General features: G+C 60.9%; 25 protein-coding genes, 1 tRNA gene and 1 other RNA gene. 12 read left to right on the top strand and 15 right to left on the bottom strand.

The features are described 5' to 3' along the window. Window positions 1-330 precede the first annotated feature (330 nt). Together FFI94_RS01955 and FFI94_RS01950 are read right to left on the bottom strand one after the other, a co-directional pair. Window positions 331-2,052 carry a glycoside hydrolase family 5 protein gene (locus FFI94_RS01955; protein ID WP_185993109.1) on the bottom strand — a complete coding sequence of 574 codons (1,722 nt, stop codon included), beginning with the start codon at window positions 2,050-2,052 and terminating at the stop codon, window positions 331-333. A 68-nt stretch (window positions 2,053-2,120) separates the two neighbouring features. Beyond that, window positions 2,121-4,343: a DNA polymerase III subunit gamma and tau gene (locus FFI94_RS01950; protein ID WP_138871507.1), complete on the bottom strand. Its 2,223-nt coding sequence runs from the start codon at window positions 4,341-4,343 to the stop codon at window positions 2,121-2,123. Between the two features lie 163 nt (window positions 4,344-4,506). Here FFI94_RS01950 and FFI94_RS01945 point away from each other — a divergent pair, with 163 nt between their 5' ends. Further along, entirely contained in the window at window positions 4,507-5,814 is a 1,308-nt protein-coding gene (locus FFI94_RS01945; RefSeq protein ID WP_185993108.1) for an ammonium transporter, read from the top strand. Window positions 5,815-5,942: 128 nt separating this feature from the next. Here FFI94_RS01945 and FFI94_RS01940 read toward each other — a convergent pair whose 3' ends face one another. Further along, a complete protein-coding gene (locus FFI94_RS01940) occupies window positions 5,943-6,542 on the bottom strand; it encodes a TetR/AcrR family transcriptional regulator (RefSeq protein WP_138871505.1) in 600 nt (199 codons plus the stop codon). A 117-nt stretch (window positions 6,543-6,659) separates the two neighbouring features. Here FFI94_RS01940 and FFI94_RS01935 point away from each other — a divergent pair, with 117 nt between their 5' ends. After that, a complete protein-coding gene (locus tag FFI94_RS01935; RefSeq protein WP_138871504.1) occupies window positions 6,660-7,604 on the top strand; it encodes an alpha/beta fold hydrolase in 945 nt (314 codons plus the stop codon). A 269-nt stretch (window positions 7,605-7,873) separates the two neighbouring features. Here the strand turns inward: FFI94_RS01935 and FFI94_RS01930 are convergent, their stop codons facing one another. From FFI94_RS01930 to FFI94_RS01910, 5 genes are all read right to left on the bottom strand, one after another. After that, the gene (locus tag FFI94_RS01930; RefSeq protein ID WP_138871503.1) at window positions 7,874-8,449 is read right to left on the bottom strand and encodes an alpha/beta hydrolase; all 576 of its coding nucleotides are present in this window, start codon (window positions 8,447-8,449) and stop codon (window positions 7,874-7,876) included. Continuing rightward, on the bottom strand, window positions 8,446-9,792 hold the full coding sequence (locus FFI94_RS01925) for an MFS transporter (protein WP_138871502.1): 1,347 nt from the start codon (window positions 9,790-9,792) through the stop codon (window positions 8,446-8,448). Before FFI94_RS01925 ends, FFI94_RS01930 begins: the two co-directional genes overlap by 4 nt. 169 nt (window positions 9,793-9,961) lie before the next feature. Further along, window positions 9,962-11,014, bottom strand: a complete 1,053-nt coding sequence (locus FFI94_RS01920) for a 3-keto-5-aminohexanoate cleavage protein (protein ID WP_138871501.1) — start codon at window positions 11,012-11,014, stop codon at window positions 9,962-9,964. A 56-nt stretch (window positions 11,015-11,070) separates the two neighbouring features. Then, window positions 11,071-11,961, bottom strand: a complete 891-nt coding sequence (locus FFI94_RS01915; RefSeq protein WP_138871500.1) for a TauD/TfdA family dioxygenase — start codon at window positions 11,959-11,961, stop codon at window positions 11,071-11,073. Between the two features lie 26 nt (window positions 11,962-11,987). After that, the gene (locus tag FFI94_RS01910) at window positions 11,988-12,962 is read right to left on the bottom strand and encodes a quinone oxidoreductase (protein WP_138871499.1); all 975 of its coding nucleotides are present in this window, start codon (window positions 12,960-12,962) and stop codon (window positions 11,988-11,990) included. A gap of 204 nt (window positions 12,963-13,166) precedes the next feature. Here FFI94_RS01910 and FFI94_RS01905 point away from each other — a divergent pair, with 204 nt between their 5' ends. After that, entirely contained in the window at window positions 13,167-14,195 is a 1,029-nt protein-coding gene (locus tag FFI94_RS01905; RefSeq protein WP_138871498.1) for an AraC family transcriptional regulator, read from the top strand. Window positions 14,196-14,201: 6 nt separating this feature from the next. Here FFI94_RS01905 and FFI94_RS01900 read toward each other — a convergent pair whose 3' ends face one another. Then, the gene (locus FFI94_RS01900) at window positions 14,202-15,254 is read right to left on the bottom strand and encodes a YeiH family protein (RefSeq protein ID WP_138871497.1); all 1,053 of its coding nucleotides are present in this window, start codon (window positions 15,252-15,254) and stop codon (window positions 14,202-14,204) included. 101 nt (window positions 15,255-15,355) lie between these two features. On the opposite strand from FFI94_RS01900, the gene FFI94_RS01895 reads away from it, so the two are divergent. Next, a complete protein-coding gene (locus tag FFI94_RS01895; protein WP_138871496.1) occupies window positions 15,356-16,264 on the top strand; it encodes a LysR family transcriptional regulator in 909 nt (302 codons plus the stop codon). On the opposite strand, the gene FFI94_RS01890 is transcribed toward FFI94_RS01895, so the two are convergent. From FFI94_RS01890 to ffs, 4 genes are all read right to left on the bottom strand, one after another. Beyond that, on the bottom strand, window positions 16,265-16,840 hold the full coding sequence (locus FFI94_RS01890) for an HhH-GPD-type base excision DNA repair protein (RefSeq protein ID WP_138871495.1): 576 nt from the start codon (window positions 16,838-16,840) through the stop codon (window positions 16,265-16,267). A gap of 18 nt (window positions 16,841-16,858) precedes the next feature. Then, window positions 16,859-18,202 (bottom strand): glycosyltransferase 87 family protein, encoded by a 1,344-nt coding sequence (locus FFI94_RS01885; RefSeq protein WP_138871494.1) that lies wholly within the window; start codon window positions 18,200-18,202, stop codon window positions 16,859-16,861. 99 nt (window positions 18,203-18,301) lie between these two features. Further along, a complete protein-coding gene (locus FFI94_RS01880; RefSeq protein ID WP_138871493.1) occupies window positions 18,302-19,594 on the bottom strand; it encodes an aminotransferase class I/II-fold pyridoxal phosphate-dependent enzyme in 1,293 nt (430 codons plus the stop codon). A gap of 42 nt (window positions 19,595-19,636) precedes the next feature. Next, window positions 19,637-19,736: signal recognition particle sRNA small type (gene ffs / locus FFI94_RS01875), an RNA gene on the bottom strand. Window positions 19,737-19,871: 135 nt separating this feature from the next. On the opposite strand from ffs, the gene FFI94_RS01870 reads away from it, so the two are divergent. Continuing rightward, window positions 19,872-19,959: transfer RNA gene (locus FFI94_RS01870), tRNA-Ser, on the top strand. A gap of 80 nt (window positions 19,960-20,039) precedes the next feature. On the opposite strand, the gene FFI94_RS01865 is transcribed toward FFI94_RS01870, so the two are convergent. Next, entirely contained in the window at window positions 20,040-21,257 is a 1,218-nt protein-coding gene (locus FFI94_RS01865; RefSeq protein ID WP_138871492.1) for a tyrosine-type recombinase/integrase, read from the bottom strand. Further along, window positions 21,244-21,648, bottom strand: coding sequence for a helix-turn-helix domain-containing protein (locus FFI94_RS01860; RefSeq protein WP_138871491.1), 405 nt, complete (start codon window positions 21,646-21,648; stop codon window positions 21,244-21,246). The genes FFI94_RS01865 and FFI94_RS01860 overlap by 14 nt, the downstream gene beginning before the upstream one ends. A 103-nt stretch (window positions 21,649-21,751) precedes the next feature. Between FFI94_RS01860 and FFI94_RS01855 the strand changes: the two genes are divergently transcribed. The 7 genes from FFI94_RS01855 (at window position 21,752) to FFI94_RS01825 (ending at window position 25,216) form a co-directional block, all read left to right on the top strand. Then, on the top strand, window positions 21,752-21,958 hold the full coding sequence (locus tag FFI94_RS01855) for a helix-turn-helix domain-containing protein (RefSeq protein WP_138871490.1): 207 nt from the start codon (window positions 21,752-21,754) through the stop codon (window positions 21,956-21,958). Between the two features lie 76 nt (window positions 21,959-22,034). After that, a complete protein-coding gene (locus tag FFI94_RS01850; protein WP_138871489.1) occupies window positions 22,035-22,448 on the top strand; it encodes a hypothetical protein in 414 nt (137 codons plus the stop codon). Between the two features lie 277 nt (window positions 22,449-22,725). Then, a complete protein-coding gene (locus FFI94_RS01845; protein WP_138871488.1) occupies window positions 22,726-23,874 on the top strand; it encodes an AAA family ATPase in 1,149 nt (382 codons plus the stop codon). Next, the gene (locus tag FFI94_RS01840; RefSeq protein WP_138871487.1) at window positions 23,871-24,395 is read left to right on the top strand and encodes a hypothetical protein; all 525 of its coding nucleotides are present in this window, start codon (window positions 23,871-23,873) and stop codon (window positions 24,393-24,395) included. Before FFI94_RS01845 ends, FFI94_RS01840 begins: the two co-directional genes overlap by 4 nt. Continuing rightward, the gene (locus FFI94_RS01835; protein WP_138871486.1) at window positions 24,392-24,577 is read left to right on the top strand and encodes a hypothetical protein; all 186 of its coding nucleotides are present in this window, start codon (window positions 24,392-24,394) and stop codon (window positions 24,575-24,577) included. The genes FFI94_RS01840 and FFI94_RS01835 overlap by 4 nt, the downstream gene beginning before the upstream one ends. Further along, window positions 24,574-24,762: a hypothetical protein gene (locus FFI94_RS01830; RefSeq protein ID WP_138871485.1), complete on the top strand. Its 189-nt coding sequence runs from the start codon at window positions 24,574-24,576 to the stop codon at window positions 24,760-24,762. Before FFI94_RS01835 ends, FFI94_RS01830 begins: the two co-directional genes overlap by 4 nt. After that, the gene (locus FFI94_RS01825; protein WP_138871484.1) at window positions 24,755-25,216 is read left to right on the top strand and encodes a hypothetical protein; all 462 of its coding nucleotides are present in this window, start codon (window positions 24,755-24,757) and stop codon (window positions 25,214-25,216) included. Before FFI94_RS01830 ends, FFI94_RS01825 begins: the two co-directional genes overlap by 8 nt. Window positions 25,217-25,327 lie beyond the last annotated feature (111 nt).

The raw sequence follows: 25,327 nt of genomic DNA, 5'->3' as shown, positions 1-25,327 counted from the left end.
GTGTTCCTTCCATGTATGCGTCGACCCTGTGTGTGCATCGAACCGGTCTGCCTCGGCCGAGTCCGTGGATACAGCGCTCGGCCGGTACAAACCTCAGCCCTCCCACTCTAGAACGCGTTCCAGAAATAGGGGAAGGACTGAAGCGATCCTGCTCCATGACCGAGGCGATCACGATGCCTACCAGGCACGGTCACCACCGGTTCCTACCTGCCCGATCCTGCCCTACGAACGAGTTCGGCGACACCCCCCACACCTACGCGTCGAGGGTGTCGCCGGAACGTCGGACAGCAGCTGTCTGCTGTTCACAAAAGAGCGATCCTCCGTTGTTCTTCAGCCTGCGCACACCACATCGACTTGATACACACCGACTGCGGTCACCAGTACCGAAACCCGATAGCCCCCGTCGACCGAGCGAACAGCGGCAGTTCCGACATTGGTTCCGGACACCTCCGGACTTCCGCAGCGCTGCGGCACCCACAAGTCTGCCGAGACCCCCGCCCGGTCCGCGACACCCTCGACCTCGAGTGCGCCGCTCGGCACGTCAGCCCGGATGTCCGTCAACTCACCGGGCACTGCGCGTGGATACGCTCTGGTCAGAATCGGCAAAAGCGGATCTTCGGCAGGAAAACCAGCCAGACCACCGAATTCACCGGCCTGGCAATCCGGACGCTCGCCACGGACCTGAATATTGTGCGGATCGCCGCAGGCCTGCTTCCACTGCCACCATGTTCCACCGATCCGGTAAGAATCCTCGGCCGCGGCATATCGGGCCAGCTTGGGTGCATCATCGGCCGGCTTACCGAAGAATCCCCATTCACCCGAGAAGAACGGCGTCCCGTAGTTGTCGGCCGCCTTCTGCGCGTTGGCAAAGCCTTGCTCGATGGTGCCGATCGCCAGCGGCAGCGACTCGTTGTAGATGTGCGGCGCGTAGACGAGGTTGGAATCCGACGTGAATCCGGACGGGCCCGAAGACGCCGAGCCCGTAGAACCAGCGCTGCCCGAAGAATCTGCGCTACCCGTCGCCGGCCCGGGCGTCGGCAGGATGCTCGACACGACCCCCGGCTCGAAGTACACCGTATGGCTGAAACCACCCGGAACCGATGCTTCAGCCGCCCGGATAGCCGGAACAAGTCGGTCGTACATCTGGCCCAGACGCACGTAATCGTTGAAACCGACAGCAAGGCCAGGATTGGGCTCGTTCAGCAGGTCGTATCCGACGACGGCCGGTTCAGTGGCGAACCGCCGAACCACGAACTCCCAGGATTTGACGAACTCCCCTTGAATCCCGTTCAGGTCGTTGTAGAAATCCTCGAACGACGTCTGAACTGCTACCGACACCTCACGAGAATCTTCCAGCCGACACGTCATCACCGGGTCCGTCACCGCAGTCGCCCAGGCGGGCGCACCGTCCCAGCCGACGGCTGGCTTCATGAAACTCGGGCACACAGTTCCGTCGGGAGTATTGACCGCAGGACCCCAGGCATCCTGATGCATGTCCAGAATGACGCCGATGTCGTGCTTCTTCGCCCAGTTCACAGCTTCGGCGATCTCGTCGAGGTACGCCTGGTCGAAGACCCCGCGCTGGGGCTCGATCCGTGACCACGTCATGATCAGCCGAACCACGTTGAAGCCCTTGGCGGCGATCCCCGCAAAATCGGCTTCCGTCAGAGGGATCGTCGAGTCGAGGTCGGGAAACTCCTGGTAGTACTCGCCGAGACCGTTGACGTTGACACCCCGCAGGACGACGGTGCGCCCCTGATCGTCGACGATGCGCGCTTGCCCGTCCGCACTCGTGGACAACCGTGCCGGAGTTGAATCGAGGGTCGAATCGAGCGTCGACTCCGCGGCTGCAATACCTGCGCCCACTGCTCCACCGATGCCCACTACTCCGCCGACGCTCACTGCTCCCGCACAGACGACTGCGGCGCACGCGGCCGCCAGCACTGTCGTCGCTTTCCCGCGCACCCCGGACAGCATCCGCAAAACACTCACCTCACCTCGACACAAACGATCGACGGCAGAGCCATCACCGGCATCGATCGTATTGGTCATGTGTCCAATACGGGAGCGCTTTGAGGACATTGATCAGCGGCAATCGATCAATGCCCACAGTCGCAGCGCTACTCGAGTTTGCGTGCCCCCAGCACATCCTTGAGCAGTTCCTTTGCCACTTCCTCCGGGTCGCGACGGGTTGTCGGATCGGCAGGTTGCGCGGCCTCCGCGAACATCTGCTTCTCTTCTTCCGGCGTTGCCGCGGCAGGTGTCGCTTCGTAGTCGACCTCGGGGGCCGGTCCAGGGTCGTCCGGGTAATCCGGAGCCTCGGGCGGCGGAATGTCGTCGGAACCGCGGTCCGTGCCCTGCGGCCGCGGTGTCGCAGGAGCCTTGGCCGCGCGCTCCTGACTCGGCCGCGAGAACCGTGGCGCTGCCGCGGGTCGGGCGGGAGCATCAGCCGTCTTGGCCGACGGGCCCGAACCGGCCGGGACAACCGGTGCGCCCTCCTGGTACTCCACTTGCCAAGTACCACCGAACATTTCGGAAAGCACTTCACAGATAACCGCCGCATTGTGCGGCGACGTGACACGCGCACCGAGCACCGGCGTGACATGCGCAATCACCAACACCTGGCCACGCACATCATGAACCGTCGCGGCCGACAGCATCGCCGGCAGGACCTTGTTTCGTTCACCCACCTTGTTGCGCAACGTGTTCCACGCCTCGCGCATTGTTTCGACGGTCGGGCCTGCCGAAGCAGGAGCAGCGACCGGCACCTCTTCCGCAACCGGAGTGGGTTCGGGCTCGACTTCGACAACCGGCGCCGGTTCTGGCTCAGGTTCCGGTGCAGCCTCAACCACCGGCGCAGGCGCAGACGCAGGCACAGGTTCCGGCACACTCTCGACAACCGGCGCGGGCACAGGTTCCGGCACACTCTCGACAACCGGCGCGGGCACAGGTTCGGGCGCGGCCTCGACAACAGGCGCAGCCTCGACCACCGGCACAGGCGCAGGTTCAGGCGCGCGCTCGACTACCGGCGCGGGCGGCACAACCTCCGGTTCCGCTTTACGCTGCGACGGACGCTGGAATTTGGACTCGACAACCGGCTCCGGGGGTGCCGTCGGCGCAGCATGCACAGCCTGCGGAGCGGCAGCACTGGAAGCCACGACGCCGGCAGCAACTGGCGCGAAACCTCCTGCCGGGATACCTCTTTCGACTTTTTCCAACCGTTGGAGCAGTGCAGATTCCGAATCCGACGCCGAGGGCAGCAGCATTCGTGCACACATGACTTCGAGCAGCAGACGCGGCGCGGTAGCGCCGCGCATCTCGCCGAGCCCGGCGTGCACGGTCTCGGCAAAACGCGTCAGAGTAGCCGGTCCGACCTTCTGAATCTGTTCACGCATGGTGACCAGTTCAGCTTCGGGTGCGTCGACCAATCCCGTTTCGGCGGCGTCGGGAACTGCCTGCATCAGGATGAGATCGCGAAGGCGTTCGAGAAGGTCCAGGGCAAATCTGCGGGGATCATGGCCGGCGTCCATGACGCGTTCGACTGTTCCGAAAAGCGCGGCACCGTTACTGGCGGACAGCGCGTCCACGGCCTCGTCGATGAGGGCAACGTCGGTGACGCCCAGGAGTGAGAGAGCCCGCGGGTAGGTGACGCCTTCGTCGCCGGCTCCGGCAAGGAGCTGATCGAGAACGCTGAGGGAGTCACGCGGCGATCCGCCACCGGCCTTGATGACCAACGGATAGACAGCCGGCTCGACGGCGACGTTCTCTTGCGCGCACACGTTCTCTAGAAGCCCGCGCATCGTGGACGGCGCAAGAAGCCGGAACGGATAGTGGTGCGTACGCGACCGAATGGTCGGAAGGACCTTTTCCGGTTCCGTGGTCGCGAAGACGAATATGAGATGCTCCGGCGGCTCTTCCACGATCTTGAGGAGGGCGTTGAAGCCGGCCGCCGTGACCATGTGGGCCTCGTCGATGATGAAGATGCGGTAGTTCGACTCGGCGGGCGCATAAAAGGCTTTGTCGCGAAGCTCACGGGTGTCGTCGACACCACCGTGACTCGCGGCGTCGAGTTCGGTGACATCGACGTTGCCGGAACCACCGGGACCGAGCGCGATGCAGGAGTTACACACCCCACACGGCGTCGACGTCGGGCCTTCCTTGCAGTTCAGCGATCGCGCGAGAATGCGAGCCGACGACGTCTTTCCACAGCCACGGGGGCCGGAGAACAGGTAGGCATGGTTGATTCGCCCTGCGTCGAGGGCGGTGCTCAGTGGTGCGGTGACATGTTCCTGCCCCACCACCTCGGCGAAGGACGCCGGTCGATACTTCCGGTACAGGGCCACGCGCAAAGACTACCGGCGAGGTACGACAGCTCGCCCGGTGCGGGTGCAACGCACAGACCTACACGAAACATGTTTGCAACATGGTCGCAGCGCAGTGGAAACCACACGCGCCCATCGTGGATGCCGAGCATGCGGACAGGTCCGCATGTGGGAGGAGAAAACTGTGCCCGCCACCATCGACGCCGGAGCAACCGCCTGGTTGCTCGTCAGTACCGCACTCGTTCTACTGATGACCCCAGGCCTTGCCCTGTTCTACGGCGGTATGGTCCGCTCGACCGGCGTACTGAACATGATCATGATGAGCTTCGTCTCCATCGCACTTGTCACCGTGGCCTGGCTGTTCGTGGGCTACAGCCTCGTATTCGGTGACGATCACGGCGGCATCATCGGCGGCCTCGAACACCTAGGGATGGCAGGCATCGATCCGTCGACCGTGCACGGGAACGTTCCGGAAGTACTGTTCGCGACCTTCCAACTGACTTTCGCCATTCTCACCGCAGCACTGATCAGTGGCGCCATCGCAGACCGCGCCAAGTTCTCCGCATGGATGATCTTCGTGCCGATCTGGTCTCTCCTCGTCTACGCGCCCGTCGCGCACTGGGTGTGGAACCCGGACGGTTGGCTGGCTCGAATGGGAGCCCTCGACTACGCGGGCGGCTTGGTCGTCGAGATCGTCTCCGGCGCGTCCGGCCTCGCTCTGGCCCTGGTCCTCGGTCAGCGAATGGGCTTCAAAGCGGAGTCGATGCGCCCGCACAACCTTCCCTTCGTCCTGCTCGGCGTCGGCCTGCTGTGGTTCGGGTGGTTCGGTTTCAACGCCGGTTCCGCTCTTGCCGCCGACGGTATGGCCGCGCAGATCTTCCTCAACACCCTCGTCGCCGGCTGCACCGGCCTGTTGGGCTGGCTGTTCGTCGAGCAGAACCGCGACGGTCATCCCACGACATTCGGCGCCGCGTCAGGCGTCGTCGCCGGCCTTGTCGCCATCACGCCGTCCTGCGGAACCGTCAATATGTTCGGGGCAGTGATCATCGGACTGATCGCCGGCATTGTCTGCTCCTACGCCGTGGGCTGGAAGCACAAGCTCGGCTACGACGACTCCCTCGACGTGGTCGGCGTGCACCTCGTCGGCGGCATCATCGGCTCCCTGCTGATCGGGCTCTTCGCGACGGCCGTCATGACCGGCGGCCCGGAGGGACTGTTCTTCGGTGGCGGTCTTACTCAGCTCGGCAAGCAGTTTGTCGGTGTTGTCGTAGTCGCGCTCTATGCCTTCGGGGTCACCTACGGACTCGGCAAGCTGATCGATCGAACCTTCGGCTTCCGAATCTCGCGCGAGGACGAGGCTCGCGGAATCGACGTCGCCATGCACGCGGAGTCGGCCTACGAGCACGGCGTCCTCGGCCACGGCCCTATCGGCGGCCAGAACCCCAGTCCGTTCCTTCAGCGATCACGCGAAGAACGCGACCTCGACAGGTAATGCGGAACCGCCGGAAATCGCTTGCGCCTGCAATCTTCTCGACATCCACCACACCGGAGTCGAGCGCGCCGAGCAAGCCTTTCCCCTGGGATGACATGCGGGGCAGCGAATCTGAATTGAGCAGCGCGTCAGTGAACTCCTCGGGCAAGTACGCCCGAGATGAGTAGTTGCACGAGAACATCGGCGTCGTACTGCGCGTCGGCCGCTGCACCGATACAAAGGTTCCCGATACCTTTAAGCACGTTGTACGCATCGACCGGCGAAGCTGCGCCAACAGACTCGAGCGCTGCATCAAGGAGCGAGCCACATACCGGAACGAGACGGTCAACGAAGTAGGTATGCAGAGCGTCGGACCCGGCACTATCTCCGTGCAGTGCGCCGGCAAGCCCATGCTTGGTGACCAGAAACTCCACGAACAATGCCACCCATGCCCGCAAGGCCGCCTCGGACGTAGGGCTCTCCGCGAGCAGCCGCGGGCCGGCGTCCGCACACGCCTCGACCTGGTGCCGGTACACCGCGACCACGAGCTCCGGACGCGTCGGGAAGTGACGGTAGATCGTCCCCATGCCGACGCCGGCCCGCGCCGCAATCTCCCGAACCGGAGCGTCGACCCCGGACTGTACGAACACCGCTGCCGCTGCGTCGAGTAGTTCCTGCTCGCTTCGACGTGGACGACCTACCTGCTTGGACCGCGCGGCGCGCGGCGCCTCACCCTGGGCATCAGCCATGTGCCCCCCTTACTAATTCACGACAATGTTTGCATTACGGAACATCGTTCCGTAATGTTGCGGAACGACGCTCCGATAATCAGTATCGCAGAGCGCAGCCTCAGCAAGGAACTTGCGATGACCTCATCATTGATCGACACACTGGACGCCGTCATTGGCGCCGGCGCTCCGGTCGTCTCCGTTGCTCCCATCGAGTTGTTCGCCCCCGATCGACCAGTCCCGCTGGAAGTGCGAGTGTCTGCCCCGGCAACCGGCACGAACCTCCCCGTCGTGGTGTTCTCCCACGGCAACGGGTGGAACCTCGACGGATACGCGCCACTCACGTCGTTCTGGGCCTCCCACGGCTTCGTGGTAATCCAGCCCACGCACCTGGACTCACGCCGGAACGGTTTCGGGTTCGATCACCCGGTGTTCCCGACGATCTGGACCGAGCGGATCTCGGATCTCACACGCATCCTCGACCAGCTCGACACCATCGAAGGCGCCGTGCCCGGACTTGCCGGCCGCATCGATCGCAGTCGAATTGCCGCCACCGGTCATTCCTGGGGTGGGCAGACCGCTCAGTCGCTCCTCGGTGCACGGATTTTCGATGAGACGGGTCAGGTCGGCGAGGACATGTCCGACAGCCGGGTCACCGCGGGCATCCTGTTCGCTGCAACTGGCGTCGGCGGCGAGGACCTGCATCCGTTCGCGCAGGCGAACTTCCCGTTCATGCGCCCCTCCTTCCAGGAACTGACCACGCCGACACTCGTCGTCGCCGGCGACCACGACCAGTCCAAGATGTCGAGCCGCGGACCGGATTGGTTCACCGATGCCTACACGTACAGCCCCGGAGCCACCGACCTCTTGACCTTCTACGGCGCCGAGCATGCGCTTGGCGGGATCGTCGGATACGAAGTTGCCGAAACCACCGACGAGAATCCGGAGCGGGTCGCCGTCATCCAGCGGATGAGCACTGCCTACCTTCGAACCGTCTTGCACGTCGACGAGACCAGCTGGCCCGCTGCCCGCGCCGAATTCAGCGACAGCACAGATCCGATCGGCCACGTCGACAGTAAGTAACGTAAAACGGCAGGACCTCCCGCCACGTATTCCAGCCGAGGACGACTAGGGGGCTGGCTGGCCGCCCCGTTGGCGACCGAACAGCCAGTACTGACTGATGACCAGGTGAAAGCGTGATGGCTCGAGGGGGTCGACACGATGCCGCCAGGCGGAATCTTCCAGCAGCACAGCGAGATTGAGCATGTCTATTCACGTCAGCGGATCGGAGGCTACACACTTTTCGACGCTTGGCACAGCACTTGGTGCGGCCCGACGCTCGGCTGTTCCGGTCACTGATCGACCATCGAGTTCTCGATCAGGTCCTGCACCAATTCCTCCGCGAGCGGCCAGTAGCCGTACCCCGCAGCCGGGTTGAGATGACCCACCTCACCGAGATCAAGCAACTGGCTCCCCCACCCCTCTGCCAGGCCCGCCACTCGACGATAACCGGCCAGTGGATCATTCCTGCTTGCCGCAACAATGCTGGGGAAGGGTAATCGCTGCCGCGGAATCGGCAACCAGCCGTTCCGCTCCAACTCTTCGGGTGTCGGGTACGGCCCCGACAAGGGAAAGTCGAAATCCGGTGGCGTGACGAGAAGTGCAGCGGCAATCGGTCGACTGTACTCACGAGCCCACTGGACCGTAATCATGACGCCGGCGCTGTGCGCCACCAGGACAACGGGTCCGGAGATATCCGTCAACACCTCGTCCAGAGCGGCCACCCGAGCTTGACGGCTGAGCTTGTTCTGCTCGAGGGGCGGAACCGATCGCACCTTGTCAAGTTCCTTCTCGAGATACGTCTGCCAATGGTCTTCGACGTGGTCACGAAGGCCCGGAACCAGTACTACCGTGGGTGATTCGCTCATGAGGATCTCCTCGCATCATTCATTGCGGTCGACTGTCCGTGCTTCTGCAGATTCTCCAAGCGGCGCATACCGGCTGGATAGGCGCGCTTGCCCGCAACAAGGGCAACCACAGCGGCAATGTAGACCAGGGGCGAAAGCTGCAATGCTCGTAGAAGTCCCAGATGATCGGCAAGAATGCCGATGACAAAAGGACCGAGTGCCAACCCGAGAAGATTGTTGGCCACGGTGAGAGTTCCCATGGCCGATGCACGGATCGAATGATGCGTGAGATTGGCAACCATCGCCGCTGTCGGGCCCGAACAGCCGGCGGAGAAGAATGCGCCGATACCCAGAAGTGCGAGTTGCGCTGTGCCCGTGCCTAACCGCAGACCGACGCCCAAGGACACCAGTGAAATCATGCAGTAGACAATTGCCGTGGTCCACTTCGTTGCCGAGTTGTCACGGCTGAACCGGTCGGTGATGAATCCGCACACCACCATGCCGCTACCGACCAGGAGAACGAACACGGAGGCCATGACACCGGCCTTGTCCGGAGCCAGGTCGTAGTAGCGGTTGAAGAAGCTCGGCAGCCAGGCCAGAAGCACAGCGGCAGTGAACATCTGAAGCCCACCACCGATGTAGGCGAACAGCACTGCCGGATTGGTGAACAGTGTCGATACCGGCGCCCGGAATCCGTCCGGTTCCATCACTGCGCCATTCGAACCCTCGACGGCATACGCCGCCAACTTCTTCTCGGTAACCAGCGCTCGGAACAGCGCGACGAGGATGAGACCGAAGATCGCCATTGCCGCGAAGGACCACCGCCAACTGAACTGAACGGCGATGAACCCACCGATCGCAACACCGATCACCGAGCCGAACGAACCGCCGGCCATGAAGGCACCGGCCAGCATTGCGTGCACCCGCGGAGCAAACACACTGAGCACCACGGCAATACCAACACTGCCGTATGCGGCTTCACCGACGCCGACAAGGAAACGCGCACCGAGCATCTGTTCATAGGACTGGGCTATCGCGCACAGCAGAGTGGCGATGCTCCACAACACCGCCATCAGGATAAGACTCTTGACACGCCCCCACCGGTCGGCCAGGAGTGAGAGCGGGAAGGTCAGCAACCCGACCATCAGCGCAACAACACTGCTCAACGACGCCAAGTGCGAGTCGGAGAGATCCCAATCCGCTTTCAGGATCGGAAAAACCGCACTGAGGACCTGCCTCGACATGTAGTCCGAGAGCAAGAGGCCGAAGGCCAACGCAAAAACGATCCAGGGGTAGATACTTCGTCGTCCGCCGCTTCTGCGTGCGGTGTCCACGCTCAGTGTGGACGTAGCTGGTAAACCCATGACTCTCCTAGGAGCACTCGAAGAAGGGAGACGACGACGGAACCCTGGTCAAGGAAATAGTGTCCGGAAATCGCCTGATGGACAGAAGGTTCGGAGATCAGTACAACAAGTTCTGGGGATGAAACGGGGGCATGAACTGTTCACAGCTCATGCCCCCGGAGAATTACGGTCAGGCGTGGTGGGTGAAACCCAACTGACCCGGACGACGATTCGGCGCATACCCCAACTTCGCCAACGTTTCCTCCGTATCGGCATACCTCTCACCGATCCGATAAATATCGCGCGCTTCCTTACCCGTCGCCACCTCACGACCCAACTCACCCGCAATACGCACCAACTGCTCGATCTGCTGCACCGACGTCATCTTCTCGCCCTGACGACCCCAGATCGTGTCCTCGTTGCCACACCGCGCATGCAACCCCATCGCAATCGCCATCGTGTTCACCGGCAACACACTGCGCATCAACGTCTCGAGCGTCAGACACGCACCATCAGGAACCCGCGAAACGAAATTCATCATGTTGTACGGATTCGGACCGTCGAACCCACCACCGATAGCCACCCACGTCAAATTCACCGGACCCGTATAGATCCCACGCCGAATCAACCGCTCCACCGTCTCGAGCTGCGGAATACTCGACAACTGGAAATGCGGCTGAATCCCCGCCTCCTGCAACCGACGCAAATGCTCCGCCACCCACTCCGGACCCGCCGGAACCGTCATCTCCCGATACGTATTCGCCAACTCCGGACGCTCCATCGACGTCCCCGCAATATCATCCGCAGACATCAACTCCATGATGTTCATCTGCGACGTGTTGATCGCAATCGTCACCTGATCCGGAGCCGGATCCAACGTCGCCAACATATGCCGCACATCATCGGAAAGCCACTTCGCATCCGCCCCTTCACCTTCCGGCGCAAACGAAATCGAACCACCCACCTGCAGAATCATCTCCGGCACCGCCTCACGCAAACGCCCGAGCAACTCGTTGAACTTCGAAAGCCGCTTCGAACCCTTACCGTCAAGCTCACGAACATGAATATGCAGCACCGTCGCACCCGCGTTATAGCAATCCACCGCAGTCTGAACATGCTCGTCCATCGTCAACGGCAGATCCTCCGCAAAATCATCCGGCTCCCACTCCGGACCATACGGCGCCACCGTAATCACAAGCTTCTCCTGAACCTCCGGGAACAAGGCGTCATCGTGAAAATGCATAACAAACTCCAATCGAATATGGGCTGACAGTTAGGGGCTGACAGAAGGGTGGACGATCAGAACGGTGCGTCACCGACTATTCCGGCGCGTTCCATCTTTCGAACTGCAGGCCAATAGTCCTGCACTGCATAGTGTTGCGTTGAACGGTTGTCCCAGATGGCAACACTGTTCTCGGTCCAGCGCCACCGAACCTGATACTCGGGGATCTGGGCCTGGCTTGCGAGGTAGTTGAGCAGGTTACTCGACCCCGGAGCGAAGTCGATGCCGTATCGAATGTTCTCCGGCGTGTGGTAATTAACGAGGTGCGTGGCAAACGAATTGACAAAAAGAATCTTCTCGCCGGTCTCGGGATGCGTTCGCACAACGGGATGTTCCGCGTCGGGAAAGCGTTCCTTGAGTTGATGACGCTGGTCTATCGGCATCCTGGCACCGAAACTCGATTCGATGCTGTGCCGAGCTTTGAGGTCCTTGATCTGTTCCTTCACGCCGGCAGGCAGGTTGTCGTATGCCATCGCCATATTCACCCAGATCGTGTCACCTCCGACAGGAGGTGTTTCCACACAACGGAGTACACATCCCATGGGCGGATTCACGCGCCACGTCGCGTCGCAGTGATAGGCATTCTCGAAATGCTCCGGCGGGCTGTCGAGATCTTTGTAGATGCGAACCAGTCCGGGATGGTCAGGATCGCTACCCAGAGCAGGATGATCCTCGAGTTCGCCGAAACGTTGTGCAAGTTCGACGTGCTGCGCCCGGCTGAAACCCTGGTCACGGAAGAACAGAACCTTGTGCTCGAGCAAGAGCGATTTGAGTTCGGCGAACAACGCATCGTCGCGAGCCACGACGCCGAGATCCACTCCGGACAGTTCTGCACCGATGGAACAGGTCAGCTTCTCGACAGTGATCGAACTGGTAGCCGTATCAACAAGTGTTGCAGTGCTATTCATGGCGATTCCTCTTTCGACGGCTGGCGTCAGACGGTGAAGACGGAGGAACCGATGCTGCGGCCGGATTCCAAATCGTGGTGCGCGCGCACCGCATCCTCGAGTGCGTACCGCTGGTTGATTCCGATTTTGATCCGCCCCTCTTCGACGTGAGAGAAGAGTTCGGCAGCCAATTCGGCGCGCTCCGCGGGATCGGCGATGTAGTCGGCCAGGGCCGGTCGGGTGACAAAAAGAGATCCCTTGACCGCCAACTGCATTGCATTGATCGGCGGGGTCGGACCCGATGCCGTGCCGAAGCACACCAGCAGTCCGCGGCGCGCCAGCGAATCGAGTGAGACCTCGAATGTGGACTGCCCGATGCTGTCGTAGACAACCGGTACACCGACGCCACCGGTGATTTCCCTAACCCGCGCAACAACATCTTCGCGGGTGTAGATGATGACCTCGTCGCACCCGTGCGCCAGGGCAACAGCTGCCTTCTCGTCAGTGGACACCGTGCCGATCACCTTGATTCCCAGCAGCTTTGCCCACTGCGTGAAGATCAATCCAACTCCACCCGCCGCAGCATGAAGCAGAACGGTATCCCCTGCCTTCAGGGGGTGGATGCGACGCAGAAGGTAGGCAGCTGTGAGACCGCGCATGGTCATCGCGGCTGCAGTCTCGAAATCGATGCCGTCGGGCAGCGCAATCAGGTCGGCGGCAGGCATGATGCGCTCGGTGCTGTACGCCCCGAGAGGACTACCGGTGTAGGTCACGCGATCCCCCACACTGAAATCGACAACGCCGTCACCGATCGCCTCAACGGTGCCGGCACCCTCGACGCCCATACCGGCAGGCAATTGCGCAGGATAGAGGCCACTTCTGAAGTACGTGTCCGCGAAGTTGAGGCCGACGGCTCCATGGCGAATCCGGACTTCACCGGCACCGGGCTGACCTACCTCGACCTCTTCCCAACGCATGACAGACGGGGTACCAATTTCATGGAATCGAATGGCGTGTGCCACGATGCTCTCCAATTCTGTGGGCATACTCGACCCGAACCGGTCGAGCGATGTTCGTACGCAACAACTTCCAGAAGTCACATTCAGCTTCGGGGGTCGCGATCTGATGAGAACAACACTAGGTGAGATCCCGCTCACATGCTTAACTGTACGAGACACGAGACACAACATTTCGGGACATTAGGTCAAGAAATTTAAGGAGACCGAGTGAAGCCACTTGCGCGCTATGCCTCGCTCAACCGCTACGTCGACCTGTGCCGTTCGGTCAACATCGATGCCGTTGACCTGATGCGGAGCGTCGGCCTCGTTCCCGCGAGTCTCGCCAACCCCGATCAGTGGGTACCGGCCGCCTCGATTGCCGCACTCCTCGAATTGTCCGCAGCGGAATCCGGGCATGAGGATTTCGGTCTCCTCCTTGCCGAACTCCGGAGGTTGTCCAATCTCGGGCCCCTCAGCCTGGTCATCAGGGAGGAACCCGACGTCAGGAGCGCACTGGATGTCCTGATCCGGTACGAGCACACCTACAACGAGGCGCTTCGCATCCGCCTGACCGAGATCAGCGGGTTGGCAACCCTGCGCATCGGCCTGGAGGTCGGCGACCCCGCCAATACGAGGACTACCGCCGACTCCGTCAACACCAGGCAGACCGTCGAACTCGCCGTCGGCGCAACCGTGCAGATCCTGCGGAGCTTCCTCGGGCCGGCCTGGCAACCTGTGAGCGTCGGATTCACTCACAATGCCCCGCACGACACCAGTACCCATCGACGAATTCTCGGCAATGCCGTGGACTTCGATCACGACTTCACCGGGATCGTGTTCTATGCGAGCGATCTGGATGCCCGTAACGAACTGGCCGACGAGTTACTGCGCCCGTACGCACGCACATTCCTCGACTCGCTTCCCGCCGCAGATTCCTCCGATACCCTGAGCCGCACAAGGGAATTGATCGAAGTTTTACTCCCCACCGGAAGATGCTCCGTCGAGCAGGTGGCCCGAAGCCTCGGCTTCGATCGCCGAACCCTGCACCGCCATCTAGCAGAATCGGGCGAGACCTTCACAGCCGTTCTCAATTCGGTGCGCGGGCGCCTTGCGCAACGTTTGGTGTCGAACCCACGCTATTCGTTGACCGATGTTGCCGTACACCTCGGATTCTCTACACAAGGCAGTTTCTCGAGGTGGTTTCGCACTCAGTTTTCGATGAGCCCCAGCGAATGGAAAGACCAACGCCGCAGGTGAAACCGATCAGCTGACCAGTACCACTCCCACCAAGGCGATCAGAGCCACCCAGACCGTCGACAGTGCAGCCAAAACGAATGGGCGCACGCCGACTCCGCGGATCACACTCAATCGAACTCCGAGCCCGAGTGCAAACATCGCGGCGGCCAACAATGCCGTCTGTACCGTCTTGGCAATGCCGAGAAGATCTTCCGGGAGAATCCCAGTTGAACGAAGTCCCATGAATCCGATGAACGCCAGGGTAAACAGGGGCACCAGTGGTGGCCGCTTCGTATGCGGATTCGCATTATCGGACATAGCGCGTTGACGAATACTCAAGAATGCCATGACCGGCGCAAGCATCAGCACTCGCGCGAGTTTCACGATAGTCGCAACACCCATAGCGGTGGCGCCAAGAGCACTGCCGGCGGCAACAACCTGCGCGACCTCGTGAATCGACCCACCGGCCCACATTCCAGCACTGACATCACTGAGCCCGAAGGTATTGGCCAACAACGGAATGGTCGGAATCATCAACGTACCAAATATCACGACCAGCGCAACCGCGGTCAGTAGCTCTTCCTCTTTTGCATTCACCACGCCATCGGCGGCGGCCACCGCCGCAGCGCCACAGATCGAGAAACCGCAGGCAATCAGTAGTCGCTGAGTCCACGACAGACCCAAAAGTTTTCCGGCATACATTGTTCCGGCGATACCGAAAACAACGATGGCCACGACAACACCGATCACACCCCAACCCAGACCGACAATGTCACTGAACATCAACTGAAGACCGAGCAATGCGATACCGATGCGCAGCAGCCGTTTGGACGAAAACGTCAGTCCCGGCTGAAATTTCGCGGGAAGGGCAACAAGATTCGCCACGATCGCGCCGGCGACGATGGCAATCAGCAACGGGCTTACAGCAGAAAAGAGTCGCCCGATCCCCAGCGCGATCGCCGCGCCGAAGGCGCACAGCGCCACCCCGGGCACAAGCGCAGTGATACTCGCCCACCGCCGCACAGGCACCGGCGAGGCAACGGCCAGTTTGTCGACCACGGACTTCACATCACAGTTCACTCGTTCAGAGTCCGTCAGATATCGACAGCGCGGTAGCACGATTTCTACTATCACGACATATCAATACGATATGCGCAATCGCTTAGGTATAGCCTGAACGCATGACCCGACGCTGGCCGGACCTCACCACACTCGAGCTACTGATCGGCGTCGATGATCACGGAAGCCTCAGCGCTGCAAGCCGTCTCGCACATATAGCTCAGCCCAATGCCACCCGTGCGATCAAAGCACTGGAACGCCAACTCGGCATGCCCCTGATCCACCGAAAATCAACCGGGGCAACGTTGACACCACAAGGCACCGTGATCGTTCACTGGGCCCGGCGTGTCCTGGCCAATTCGACACAGCTACTCGACGTAGCCGAAGGAATGCGGACCGAACGATCAGCGGAGTTGACGGTCTGCGCCAGCATGACCGTGGCCGAACACCTGATTCCGGCGTGGCTGGGCACTTTTCGCGGACTACACCCCGACGTGACCGTGCATCTCCAGGTGTACAACTCGACGCGCGTCATCGAAGCAATCGACGTGGGAATGTGCGATCTCGGATTTGTCGAATCCCCGACTGTGCCCAGGCACCTACACAGCATCACCGTCGCTCGCGACTCACTCGTTGTTGTCGTCGACCCCGACCACGCGTGGGCCCGTCGGCGTAAACCACTCACCATCGGCGAACTGGCCATGACGCCGTTGCTGGTCCGCGAGCCCGGATCGGGCACTCGGACAACTCTCGATGTCGCGCTTGCCGAGTACGAGCGTGCGACACCGCTCCTCGAACTCGGCAGCTCGGCCGCGATCCGCACCAGCGTCCTCGGTGGTGTCGGGCCGGCGGTGCTGAGCACTCTTGCAGTCAGAGAACAGGTGAAATCGGGCGACCTGCGGGTTATCGAGGTGGACGGCCTCGACCTCGCCCGCACCTTACGAGCCGTATGGCGGCCGCCGCGGCAACTCGAAGGGCCGGCAGGCGACTTGGTGAAACTGGTGCGGACGAGCGGTACCGCGCTGGACTGACTATTTTGCCTTTGCTGCGGCCTTGGCTGCTTTCTTGAACTCGCGGACCTCGAGGAGCGTCTGCTCGTCGACCACGTCGGCAATGGACCGCCGTGACCCTTCGAGTCCGTAATCCCCCGCTGCTTCGCGCCAACCGTCAGGCTGCACGCCGATTTGTTTGCCCAGGAGCGCCAAGAAGATTCGGGCCTTCTGATCGCCGTAGCCGGGCAGCGCCTTGAGCCGTTTGAGCACTTCCTTGCCGTTCGGATCACCCGACGTCCAGATCGCAGCGGTGTCACCGTCGTACTTTTCGACGATGAACTGGCACACGGATTGGATGCGTTCGCCCATCGACTTCGGGAAACGATGGACTGCCGGAGTCTGCGCGCAAATCTCGATGAATGCGTCCGTGTCCATGTCCGCGATACGACGGACGTCGAGACCACCCATCCGATCCGCGAGCTTCTTCGGCCCGAGAAATGCCGTCTCCATCGGTACCTGTTGATCGAGCAACATTCCGAGCAACAAGGCCAACGGGTCCTCGGAGAGGAGAGCATCCGCTTCGGGGTCACCGACGAGGTTCAGATGAAGTGCCATACGTCCGATCCTGCCATGTCAGGCCGGTGCGTCTGCAGCTTCCAGATTCGGCACTGTCCATTTCTTCCAGCCGAACACGATCAGCGTCATGGCAGCGGCCACGACAAACACCCACAGATAGACCGACACCATGGCGATTCGCAAGTAATCGGGAGAGGGCAACATGAACATGCCCATGCCGATGAAGCGGTCGGTGCCCGGCATATCCGCCGCGGGTATCGGCCACGTGTGCGACCAGTTCAGGACGGGAAGAAGAAACACGATCGGCACGACCCAGACCCAGATCTTCTTCGACGCCATCGCGTAGTGAGAAGCCAGAATCACCAACGGAACAAACCACACCCAGTGGTGCCCCCACGAGAAGGGGGACACGGTTGTGGCGGTGAGCCCGGTCATGGTCAGGCCGAGCAACTTCTGCCCGTTACGGTGAGCAATCCACGCAGCTCCCAGTCCGAGACACACGGCCACCACGCTGCACCCGAGAACCAGCACCTTCGACGGCGTCGGTGTATGCGTCAACTGAGCAATCAACCCCGACACCGACTGATTACTCGGTGAATCGGTTCGTCCCACGCGGTCACTGTCGAAGAGTGTGCCTGTCCAGTACGTCAACGCATCGTTGTACATAACGATGAATCCCAGAGCCACCGTCGCCGCGAACGTGATCACCGCAGTCACCAGGGCGCGCCACTGCTTCGTGATGAACAGGTACGCCCAGAAGAACGCCGGAGTCAGTTTGACCCCCGCCGCGATCCCGGCGCCGATACCCCGAAGACGACTTTTCTCGTCCCGGCCCAGATCCCATACGATCAACAGCAACAGAAAAATGTTGATCTGCCCGAGCCACAGCGTCGTGCGCACCGGTTCCATGAACAGGAAAATGACCGTAGCCAACGCGCTTACTGCATATGTCTTGACGTCCAGGCGATAGCCGAGATATTTCCAGCACAGCACGACCACCGCACAAAGTGCGAGAACGTTGAGAACTGTCCACACCACGATCGCCTGTTGAAACGTGAGCACCGCCCAGACCGTGAACAGGATCCCTGCAAACGGGGTGTACGTGAACATCATTCCCTGCAGAACCGGACCGTCGTACAACGGCAGTCCCTGCACCACAAAACTGCCGCCATGGCGGTAGACGTCGAGATCAAGGAAGTTGTGGAAAATGCCCCAATAGATCACGTCCATCGGCACACCGAACAGGAGCATCAGGACAGAAGCGACCGCAAGCGCAGCGAGTACGACAAATCCGATCACACCGACCCGCAGCTTTCGCTGCGGAGTCTCCCCCGGCAATTCGGCTTCCTCTGGACTCATCTCGACCGCAGCACTTCCCGAAGCATTGATCGCGCCCGTCACTTACAACCTCCGGATGTGCGCCGATGTCGTCAACTCGCGAATCGAACGCTACAAGAGGACGACCGCAGGCGCAGACTGGGCACGCCGCCGCCCGGTGGTTCAGCTCTCGGTGAGACGCGATTCTGTTGCCGCCAACAGGACACACGTCGCAACGCCGTCCATGGCAACCTCGAGATCCCCGAGTGACGGGAAGCTCGGGGCAAGACGGATGTTCCGATCATCCGGATCCGTGCTGTACGGGAAGGCCGAGCCAGCAGCAGTGAGCGCGATACCGGCATTCTTCGCGAGTTCGATGACGCGCTTTGCCGTGCCGTCGACCACGTCGAGGCTGATGAAGTAGCCGCCCTTCGGCTCGGTCCACGACGCGACCTTCGACGCACCCAACCGGTCCTCGAGGATCTTCAGAACCAATTCGAACTTGGGCGCGAGCAATTCGCGATGCTTCTCCATGTGCGCGCGAACACCATCCGCGTCACCGAAGAACCGCAAGTGACGGAGCTGATTGACCTTGTCCGGTCCAATGCTCTTCTTACCGAGGTGCTTCTGGTACCACGCGAGGTTCTCGGCGGAGCCGCCGAAGAAACTGACACCGGCACCGGCAAAGGTGATCTTGGACGTCGACGCGAACACCAGCGGACGGTTGGGATGTCCGGCTTCTGCAGCCATCGTCAGAACGTCGTACGACGGTGCGATCTCACCGAACAGTGGGTGAACCGCGTACGCGTTGTCCCAGTACAAACGGAAATCAGGGGCAGCCGCCGGCATTGACGCCAGCTCACGAACGATATCTTCCGAGTACACCGCGCCGGTCGGGTTGGCGTACACCGGAACAACCCACATGCCCTTGATCTGCGGATCAGCCGCAACCAATTCCGCAATCTTCGCAACGTCAGGACCGTCGTGGTTCATCGGGATCGTGATCATCTCGATGCCCAACGACTCGGTGATCGCAAAGTGGCGGTCGTAACCGGGAGCCGGGCAGAGGAACTTGATCTTCTCTTCGCGTGCCCACGGCTGAGCCGAATCGGGAGTGCCGTGAAGCAAGGAGAACACCACGTTGTCGTGCATGATCTCGAGGCTCGCATTGTTGCCTGCGAGAAGGTTCGCAACAGGAATGCCCAGCAGCTCACCGAAAATCGCTCGCAATTCCGGCAGACCCGTCAGGCCACCGTAGTTGCGGCAGTCTGTGCCACTACCGTCCCGGAAATCACCGTCGCCCGGCAGCGCCAACAACGCTGCGGAAAGGTCGAGTTGCTCCGGCGAAGGCTTACCGCGAGTCAGATCGAGGACGAGCTTCTCGGCCTGGAGCTGCGAGTACTTCGCGCTCTGGCTCTCATGCTCGGAGGTGAGTTCTTCATGGCTCATCAACCCGATCTGGGTTTGGATAGGCATCCGGAGCGGCCTTTCACCGACGAGGCGGAGTCGGGATATGTGAAAAAATAGAGGACCCCGCGCACCCGGCAGAGCCCGTTGACCCTTGCTGCCTTCCGGCCCTGGGGGAGTTCACAGGATGCGCGCCGCGCGGGATCCAATGAACAGTGTAGACGGCCTTCCGGAACCATGGGACACCACCCGCCGCGTTTCGGCCAGCAGACCGATTTCCGCCACATAACCGCAGATCAGACACCCGTTTAACGCTTCGGGTCTTCTCTTCGGTATGCTTCTCCACGGAGGATTCGCCTAGTGGCCTATGGCGCTCGCCTGGAACGCGGGTTGGGTTAACGCCCTCAGGGGTTCAAATCCCCTATCCTCCGCCAAAGGGAAACCCCCTGTGAACTGCTGAGAAGCGGTTCACAGGGGGTTCTTTTTTGCCCTCATGCAACGAGATATGCAATAGCTACCCCAGAATCCGACTCAGGGTGTCCACGGCTGCACGCTGCATCGTTGGCGTCACATGGCTGTACACGTTCATCGTCGTGGTGATGGTCGAGTGCCCCAGACGCTCCTGCACCACCTTGGGATGCACACCAGCCTCCAGGAGCAGGGTCGCATGGGTGTGGCGCAAGCCCTTCAGTGTCATAGCCGGCATGGCATCCTCCCCCAACGCTGCCTGAGCCTTCACCACCCGCAACCGGAAACGCCGTGAGATCTCGTTCGGACTACGAGTGCCACCGTCGAGGTTCCCAAACACGAAGCTGCGCGCACCTGTGAGCTGAAGGGACACGCCACCACGCTGCACCCGCCACGCTTTGAGAGCTGCGATCGTCTCGTCGTCCAGGTCGATCACTCGTGCACCGCCCGTCTTGGTGAGCTTCACTGTGTCTCGTGCGGTGGTGTCCAATGCGCGGCGGATGCTGAGCCGGGAGTTGGTGAGGTCCAGGTCTGCCCACTGCAACGCGAGTGCTTCGGATCGTCGGACCCCGGTCATTGCCACCGTCTGCCACAGGGGAAACAGTTCATCGTCGAGGATGTCCCTGTTCCATGCCAGGAACGTTGTCAGTTGCCCGGCTGTCCAGGTGGACTGTTCTGGGGCCTGAGCTTTGATTTGGCGGCCGGTGGGGGCTTTGACTACGCCTCGTTTGCGGGCCGGGTTGACTGCGATGTATCCGTCGTCTTTGGCGGCGTCGAGCATGGCTCCGAGGCAGACGTGCACTTTGTTGACGGAGTTGGCCGATAGGGGCTTCCCTTTGTTCTTGCCGTCTTTGCGTCCGCTGTGGAGTAGGTGCTTGTAGTGGGCTGCGAGTCGGGTAGCTGTGAGCTTGTCGAGTGGCAGTTTCCCGAGTTCAGGTTTGATGTGGTTGTTGGCGATGCGCTTGTATCCGGCGATGGTGGATGCTTCGAGCTGGAGGCCTGCGATCCATTGGTCGATGAAGGTTGCGACTGTGGGTGCGGTGCGAACGAATTTGATCTGGTTTTTGAGCTGATTTTTGGCGTCAGTAAGTGCGTTGTCGGCATCTTCGGCTGTTGCGAATCCTGCTTTGCCGGTTTGCCGTTCGCCGTCGTCGGGACGTTCAGGGTCGATGGGTACCCATATTTGGTAGCGCCATCGGACGCCGGCGTTCGTTTTGTAGCTGGTGATGCTGCCTTTGCCTGCTCGCCGGCTACGCCTTGCCACTGGATCTCCTGACGTTCAGTTGCTGTCGATGCTGCTCGTTAAGCCACTCACGAACATCTTCGGGGTAATCAGTCCCGGTCATATACGCAATGTCCACCCCCAGGATGCGCGCAATCAGTTGCGCTTCGTCAAGGTGAACTCGCCGCTGACGCTTCTCGATCTTCGCGACAGTCGAGTCATAGAAGGGGATACCCGCGGCGGTCATCCGTTCCGCAAGTTCAGCCTGCGTGATTCCGATCATTTGCCGCTTGAACCTCAGAGTGTCCGCGAACATCGCACTGGCTTCGGGATAGAACCACTCCCTCAGTTGATGCTTCTCGATCCAGGGCCCTCCGCCTGGATCTCGGTCTCCGTAGGTTCCTGGGGCTGAGTCATCATTCGCTTCCTTCATAAATCGAAGGTTACTTCTTGCATGGTAATGGCGCAACGTGTACCTTCAGGGATGTTCGACTTTCGATAATCGAAAGTTTCATCCATTCGGGAAGGTTGCCACCATGGCAGAAGCCACCGTCACCATCAAGGACTTGCGGGAGTCCGACGATGTAGCGATCACTCGTACAGCAGTCGCTTCAGCACTCGGGATTGATCCACGCACAGTCACGGCCAGCATTAAGAACGGCACGATTCCGTCAGTGCAGCTTGGGCGGCGAGTTCTCATCCCCCGCCTGCCGTTCCTCGCGCTCTTCGGCGCAAATGAGTAAAGCCCCAGGTCAGGCGTCGCCACGCCTATCGACCAAGGGCTTCACAGAATCCATCCCCCTCACAGGAGCAGATCCAATGAACGTTAGCGTAACCGAAACCATCATCAACCGCGCAAATGAGCAGTTCGGCAACACGAATCCACCGGCTTGGTACAACGGCCCTCATCGCGAGTTCGAGACGGAATGGGCAGGCACGGCACTCCGTCCGTTCGAGCGTTTCTACGAAACACCCGTAGGTGCCGTGAGCTTGTTCCGGTACGACGAGGCAACCGCAGAAGACCTGACTGTCGGCGAAGCAAGCGTGGTCGTCAACTTGGGTGAGGAGCATCTGACCGCCTCCGATGCGTTGGCATTCGGCACGGCGGTTGTCATGGCTGCCACTCGCCTCGCAGCGTCCGAAGGTGGCGCGTCGGTAGACGATGTGCATCTTCTCATCGACCAGCTGCAAGAGGTTGTGCGCGAGATGGCGCGACGGGCAGAGGTGGCGTGATGACCATAGTCACCGAGCTGCGCCGCCGACGCGCAACGTGCCACCGAATGGAACGACTCACTTGCGGGTGCGTCGATACATGGACTTGCACATGCCACGAAAACAGAAGTGTAAGTACCGATCCCGAGCTGGTGAAGGTCGTCGCCGAGCATCTGTTCGCCGCGACCGGTGGCCCGGGACTCGGTTTCAACGCAGAAGCAGGGCGCGCCCTGTGGAGACGTGGCGGCGCTGATGCCCGTCTCGCCGAACGAATCAACAGGTGCGGAGGCATCAACATATGAGAGTTATCAACTCACCCGCGGAGGTGATCGAAATCAGTCAACGGCATACAGAGCCTGAACCGCATGTTCTCGATGGGATGGTGGACGGTGCTTGGCTTGACGCGCAACACTTCCCACCATTGCAGTGGAGCGTGCAGGGCATCGTCCCGGAGGGCTTCGGGTTGATCGTTGCGCCACCGAAGGCCGGTAAGTCGTGGTTCGTTGCGGGTATCGGTCTCGCCTGCGCCACAGGTGGTCTCGCGCTCGGGAAGATATCGGTGTCACGGCGTCCGGTGCTATACATGGCTTTGGAGGATGGGCATCGACGCTTGCAGGGCAGGTTCCGGCAGATCCTCGGTGAGGGTGTGCCGATCCCGAAGGATCTGCACGTCATCGTCAAGGCTCAACCGCTCGCTGTTGTGGCGATGATCTCCGAGTTCTTGGATCGTCATGCATCCAAGGCACCGTTGATCATCCTGGACACGCTCGGGAAGGTGAAGCCCCCCAAGCGCGCTGGGGAAGATGCGTACACCGCCGACTATGCGATCGGAACGAAGCTCAAAGACCTCGTTGACGCGGTGTCGGGTTCGAGCCTGTTGGTGGTGCACCACACACGCAAAGCGGAGTCGTCGGACTTCGTTGATGCGGTGTCGGGCACGCAGGGCATCGCCGGATCTGCTGACTTCATTCTTGTGTTGGCGCGCAAGCGTAAGTCCGACGATGCGGTGCTTGCTGTGACAGGTCGTGACGTGCCCGAGAACGAGTACGCCCTCACAACCTCTGATGGTCGGTGGTCACTCGACGGTATGGATCTGACGGATGCGGCTGCCACCGTTGAGAACAGGCAGCAGAAAACGGCACTCGCTGACAGGTCCATGGAGATTCTTCGGTTCGTGTCCTCGCGCCCGGAGACCACAGCGAAGGATGTCGAAGCCGAGTTCACCGATATCAACAACAACGATGCCGGCACTTACCTTCGTCGCCTTCACGAGGCCGGTCACATCAACAAACCTCGACGCGGCACTTACTCACCTGTGTCTGAACCGTCTGAAGTGTCTGAACGGTATGAATCAGCAGGTCATGCCGACCAGGGAGAACCTTCAGTTTCAGACGCTTCACACACTTCAGACACTTCTCTGTTCGCAGACAGTGAGGAAATCGCATGACTCGGCAGTTGGCGTGGAGGCTGTGGCACGCATATCCCGGCCACAGTGACGAGCTGTTCTCTCCGATGCGCTCGAAGGCAGTGAAGGATATGCCGATTGCTCGTTGGTCGAAGGCCAGTAAGCATGCCGAGTGCGCCATCAATGCCAATCCACACCTGCAATGGAATCGCCATCACGAAGCGCCATTTGAGAACTGCGCGTGTGGCATCGGTGCGATACCTGAATTGTCTGACGTGATGACCCGGTATGCCCTGCTGTGTTCATTCGCTGAGAAAAGGACTGTCGACCGTTTCCACTTCAACACGCGACCACTTGTTGTTGTTGGAACCATCCGAGTGTCTGGGAAGGTTATCGACCGCCTCCCGCACAACACCGACGTACCCGAACTCAGGGTCCAGTACGCCCGCATACGGGAGTTGTGGCTACCTGGCGTCGGCGCAGATATCGAACAGCTCAAGGATGCGCTCGCGCTTAGGTTTCGAGTCCCTGTCCATCTCGGAATTCCCCAGGAGTCAGCATGACCCCACATATTGAGTCCATCTCTTCGACACTCAACCTCATCGCTCTCGCCACAGACGAGGAGTTCGAAGAAATCCACACCGTGTTGACGTCAATGTCCGACGCCGAACGAACCGGAGTCCTATTCTCCGCCATCGCATTCGCTGCCACAGCATTCAAACTCATCGAGGAGAACAACTCATGACCAACGAAATCCGCACCGGCGATCTGCTCGGTTTGGCACGCGTCCAGACGCGCCGCCGACTGAAGTCACTCGCCAACATCGCAGTGAAATTCGAACCCGAACAGCTCACACTCTTGAACTCACTGCTCGACGAGTTCGCCCGCAAATCGTCCATCATCCGCGCACAGGAGAACCAGAATGTCTGAAAACTTCGCACCCGAAACCGTTGACTCCCTGCCCTCGTGGGCCCAGAAGATGATCGGTGACCTCCGCACCGAAGCGGCCACCAACCGCAAGGCCGCCGCCGACGCGCAGACCGAACGCGACACCTACCGCGACGAGCTGACAGGAATCGCATCCAAGACCGCCCTCGACGGACTGACAGGAATCCTCGCGGACCCTGAAGACCTCGCCCGGTACGTCGACACCACCACCCTGCTCGGTGACGACGGTAAGCCTGATCCCGGCAAGTACACCGAGGCCGCGCAGACCCTCATCTCCGAACGCCCGCATCTCGGTATCCCCGCGCCGCGCACAGCAGGTAAGTCCGGTGTCGAGGTCACCGGTGGACGCACCCACACCCCTCGAGTCGCGGACCCCGCCGCGCAGATCGCTGCCGGTACCGCCGACTTCGTGAGCCTGGTGCAAGGCGCAAGCTAGACAACAGATTCGGATACCCCCACCCGGTTCTAGATACCTGGTGGGGGTATCTGCTATTGTCACTGTGACGGATCGGCCTGGCGCCGAGATGTCACACCCCCGGTGTATGAG

Source organism: Rhodococcus sp. KBS0724, assembly GCF_005938745.2.
GTDB lineage: Bacteria > Actinomycetota > Actinomycetes > Mycobacteriales > Mycobacteriaceae > Rhodococcus_F.
Note: the sequence above shows the minus strand (reverse complement) of the source record. Positions and strands in the feature narration are given on the sequence as shown.

Excerpts from the sequence above, each read along its gene's own strand:
- FFI94_RS01850 (WP_138871489.1), top strand. The coding sequence starts at position 22,035 with ATGAACGTTAGCGTAACCGAAACCATCATCAACCGCGCAAATGAGCAG.
- FFI94_RS01920 (WP_138871501.1), bottom strand. The coding sequence starts at position 11,014 with ATGCATTTTCACGATGACGCCTTGTTCCCGGAGGTTCAGGAGAAGCTT.
- FFI94_RS01855 (WP_138871490.1), top strand. The coding sequence starts at position 21,752 with ATGGCAGAAGCCACCGTCACCATCAAGGACTTGCGGGAGTCCGACGAT.
- FFI94_RS01840 (WP_138871487.1), top strand. The coding sequence starts at position 23,871 with ATGACTCGGCAGTTGGCGTGGAGGCTGTGGCACGCATATCCCGGCCAC.
- FFI94_RS01940 (WP_138871505.1), bottom strand. The coding sequence starts at position 6,542 with ATGGCTGATGCCCAGGGTGAGGCGCCGCGCGCCGCGCGGTCCAAGCAG.
- FFI94_RS01830 (WP_138871485.1), top strand. The coding sequence starts at position 24,574 with ATGACCAACGAAATCCGCACCGGCGATCTGCTCGGTTTGGCACGCGTC.
- FFI94_RS01835 (WP_138871486.1), top strand. The coding sequence starts at position 24,392 with ATGACCCCACATATTGAGTCCATCTCTTCGACACTCAACCTCATCGCT.
- FFI94_RS01915 (WP_138871500.1), bottom strand. The coding sequence starts at position 11,961 with ATGAATAGCACTGCAACACTTGTTGATACGGCTACCAGTTCGATCACT.
- FFI94_RS01860 (WP_138871491.1), bottom strand. The coding sequence starts at position 21,648 with ATGAAGGAAGCGAATGATGACTCAGCCCCAGGAACCTACGGAGACCGA.
- FFI94_RS01955 (WP_185993109.1), bottom strand. The coding sequence starts at position 2,052 with ATGACCAATACGATCGATGCCGGTGATGGCTCTGCCGTCGATCGTTTG.
- FFI94_RS01825 (WP_138871484.1), top strand. The coding sequence starts at position 24,755 with ATGTCTGAAAACTTCGCACCCGAAACCGTTGACTCCCTGCCCTCGTGG.
- FFI94_RS01895 (WP_138871496.1), top strand. The coding sequence starts at position 15,356 with ATGACCCGACGCTGGCCGGACCTCACCACACTCGAGCTACTGATCGGC.
- FFI94_RS01935 (WP_138871504.1), top strand. The coding sequence starts at position 6,660 with ATGACCTCATCATTGATCGACACACTGGACGCCGTCATTGGCGCCGGC.
- FFI94_RS01890 (WP_138871495.1), bottom strand. The coding sequence starts at position 16,840 with ATGGCACTTCATCTGAACCTCGTCGGTGACCCCGAAGCGGATGCTCTC.
- FFI94_RS01930 (WP_138871503.1), bottom strand. The coding sequence starts at position 8,449 with ATGAGCGAATCACCCACGGTAGTACTGGTTCCGGGCCTTCGTGACCAC.
- FFI94_RS01925 (WP_138871502.1), bottom strand. The coding sequence starts at position 9,792 with ATGGGTTTACCAGCTACGTCCACACTGAGCGTGGACACCGCACGCAGA.
- FFI94_RS01880 (WP_138871493.1), bottom strand. The coding sequence starts at position 19,594 with ATGCCTATCCAAACCCAGATCGGGTTGATGAGCCATGAAGAACTCACC.
- FFI94_RS01845 (WP_138871488.1), top strand. The coding sequence starts at position 22,726 with ATGAGAGTTATCAACTCACCCGCGGAGGTGATCGAAATCAGTCAACGG.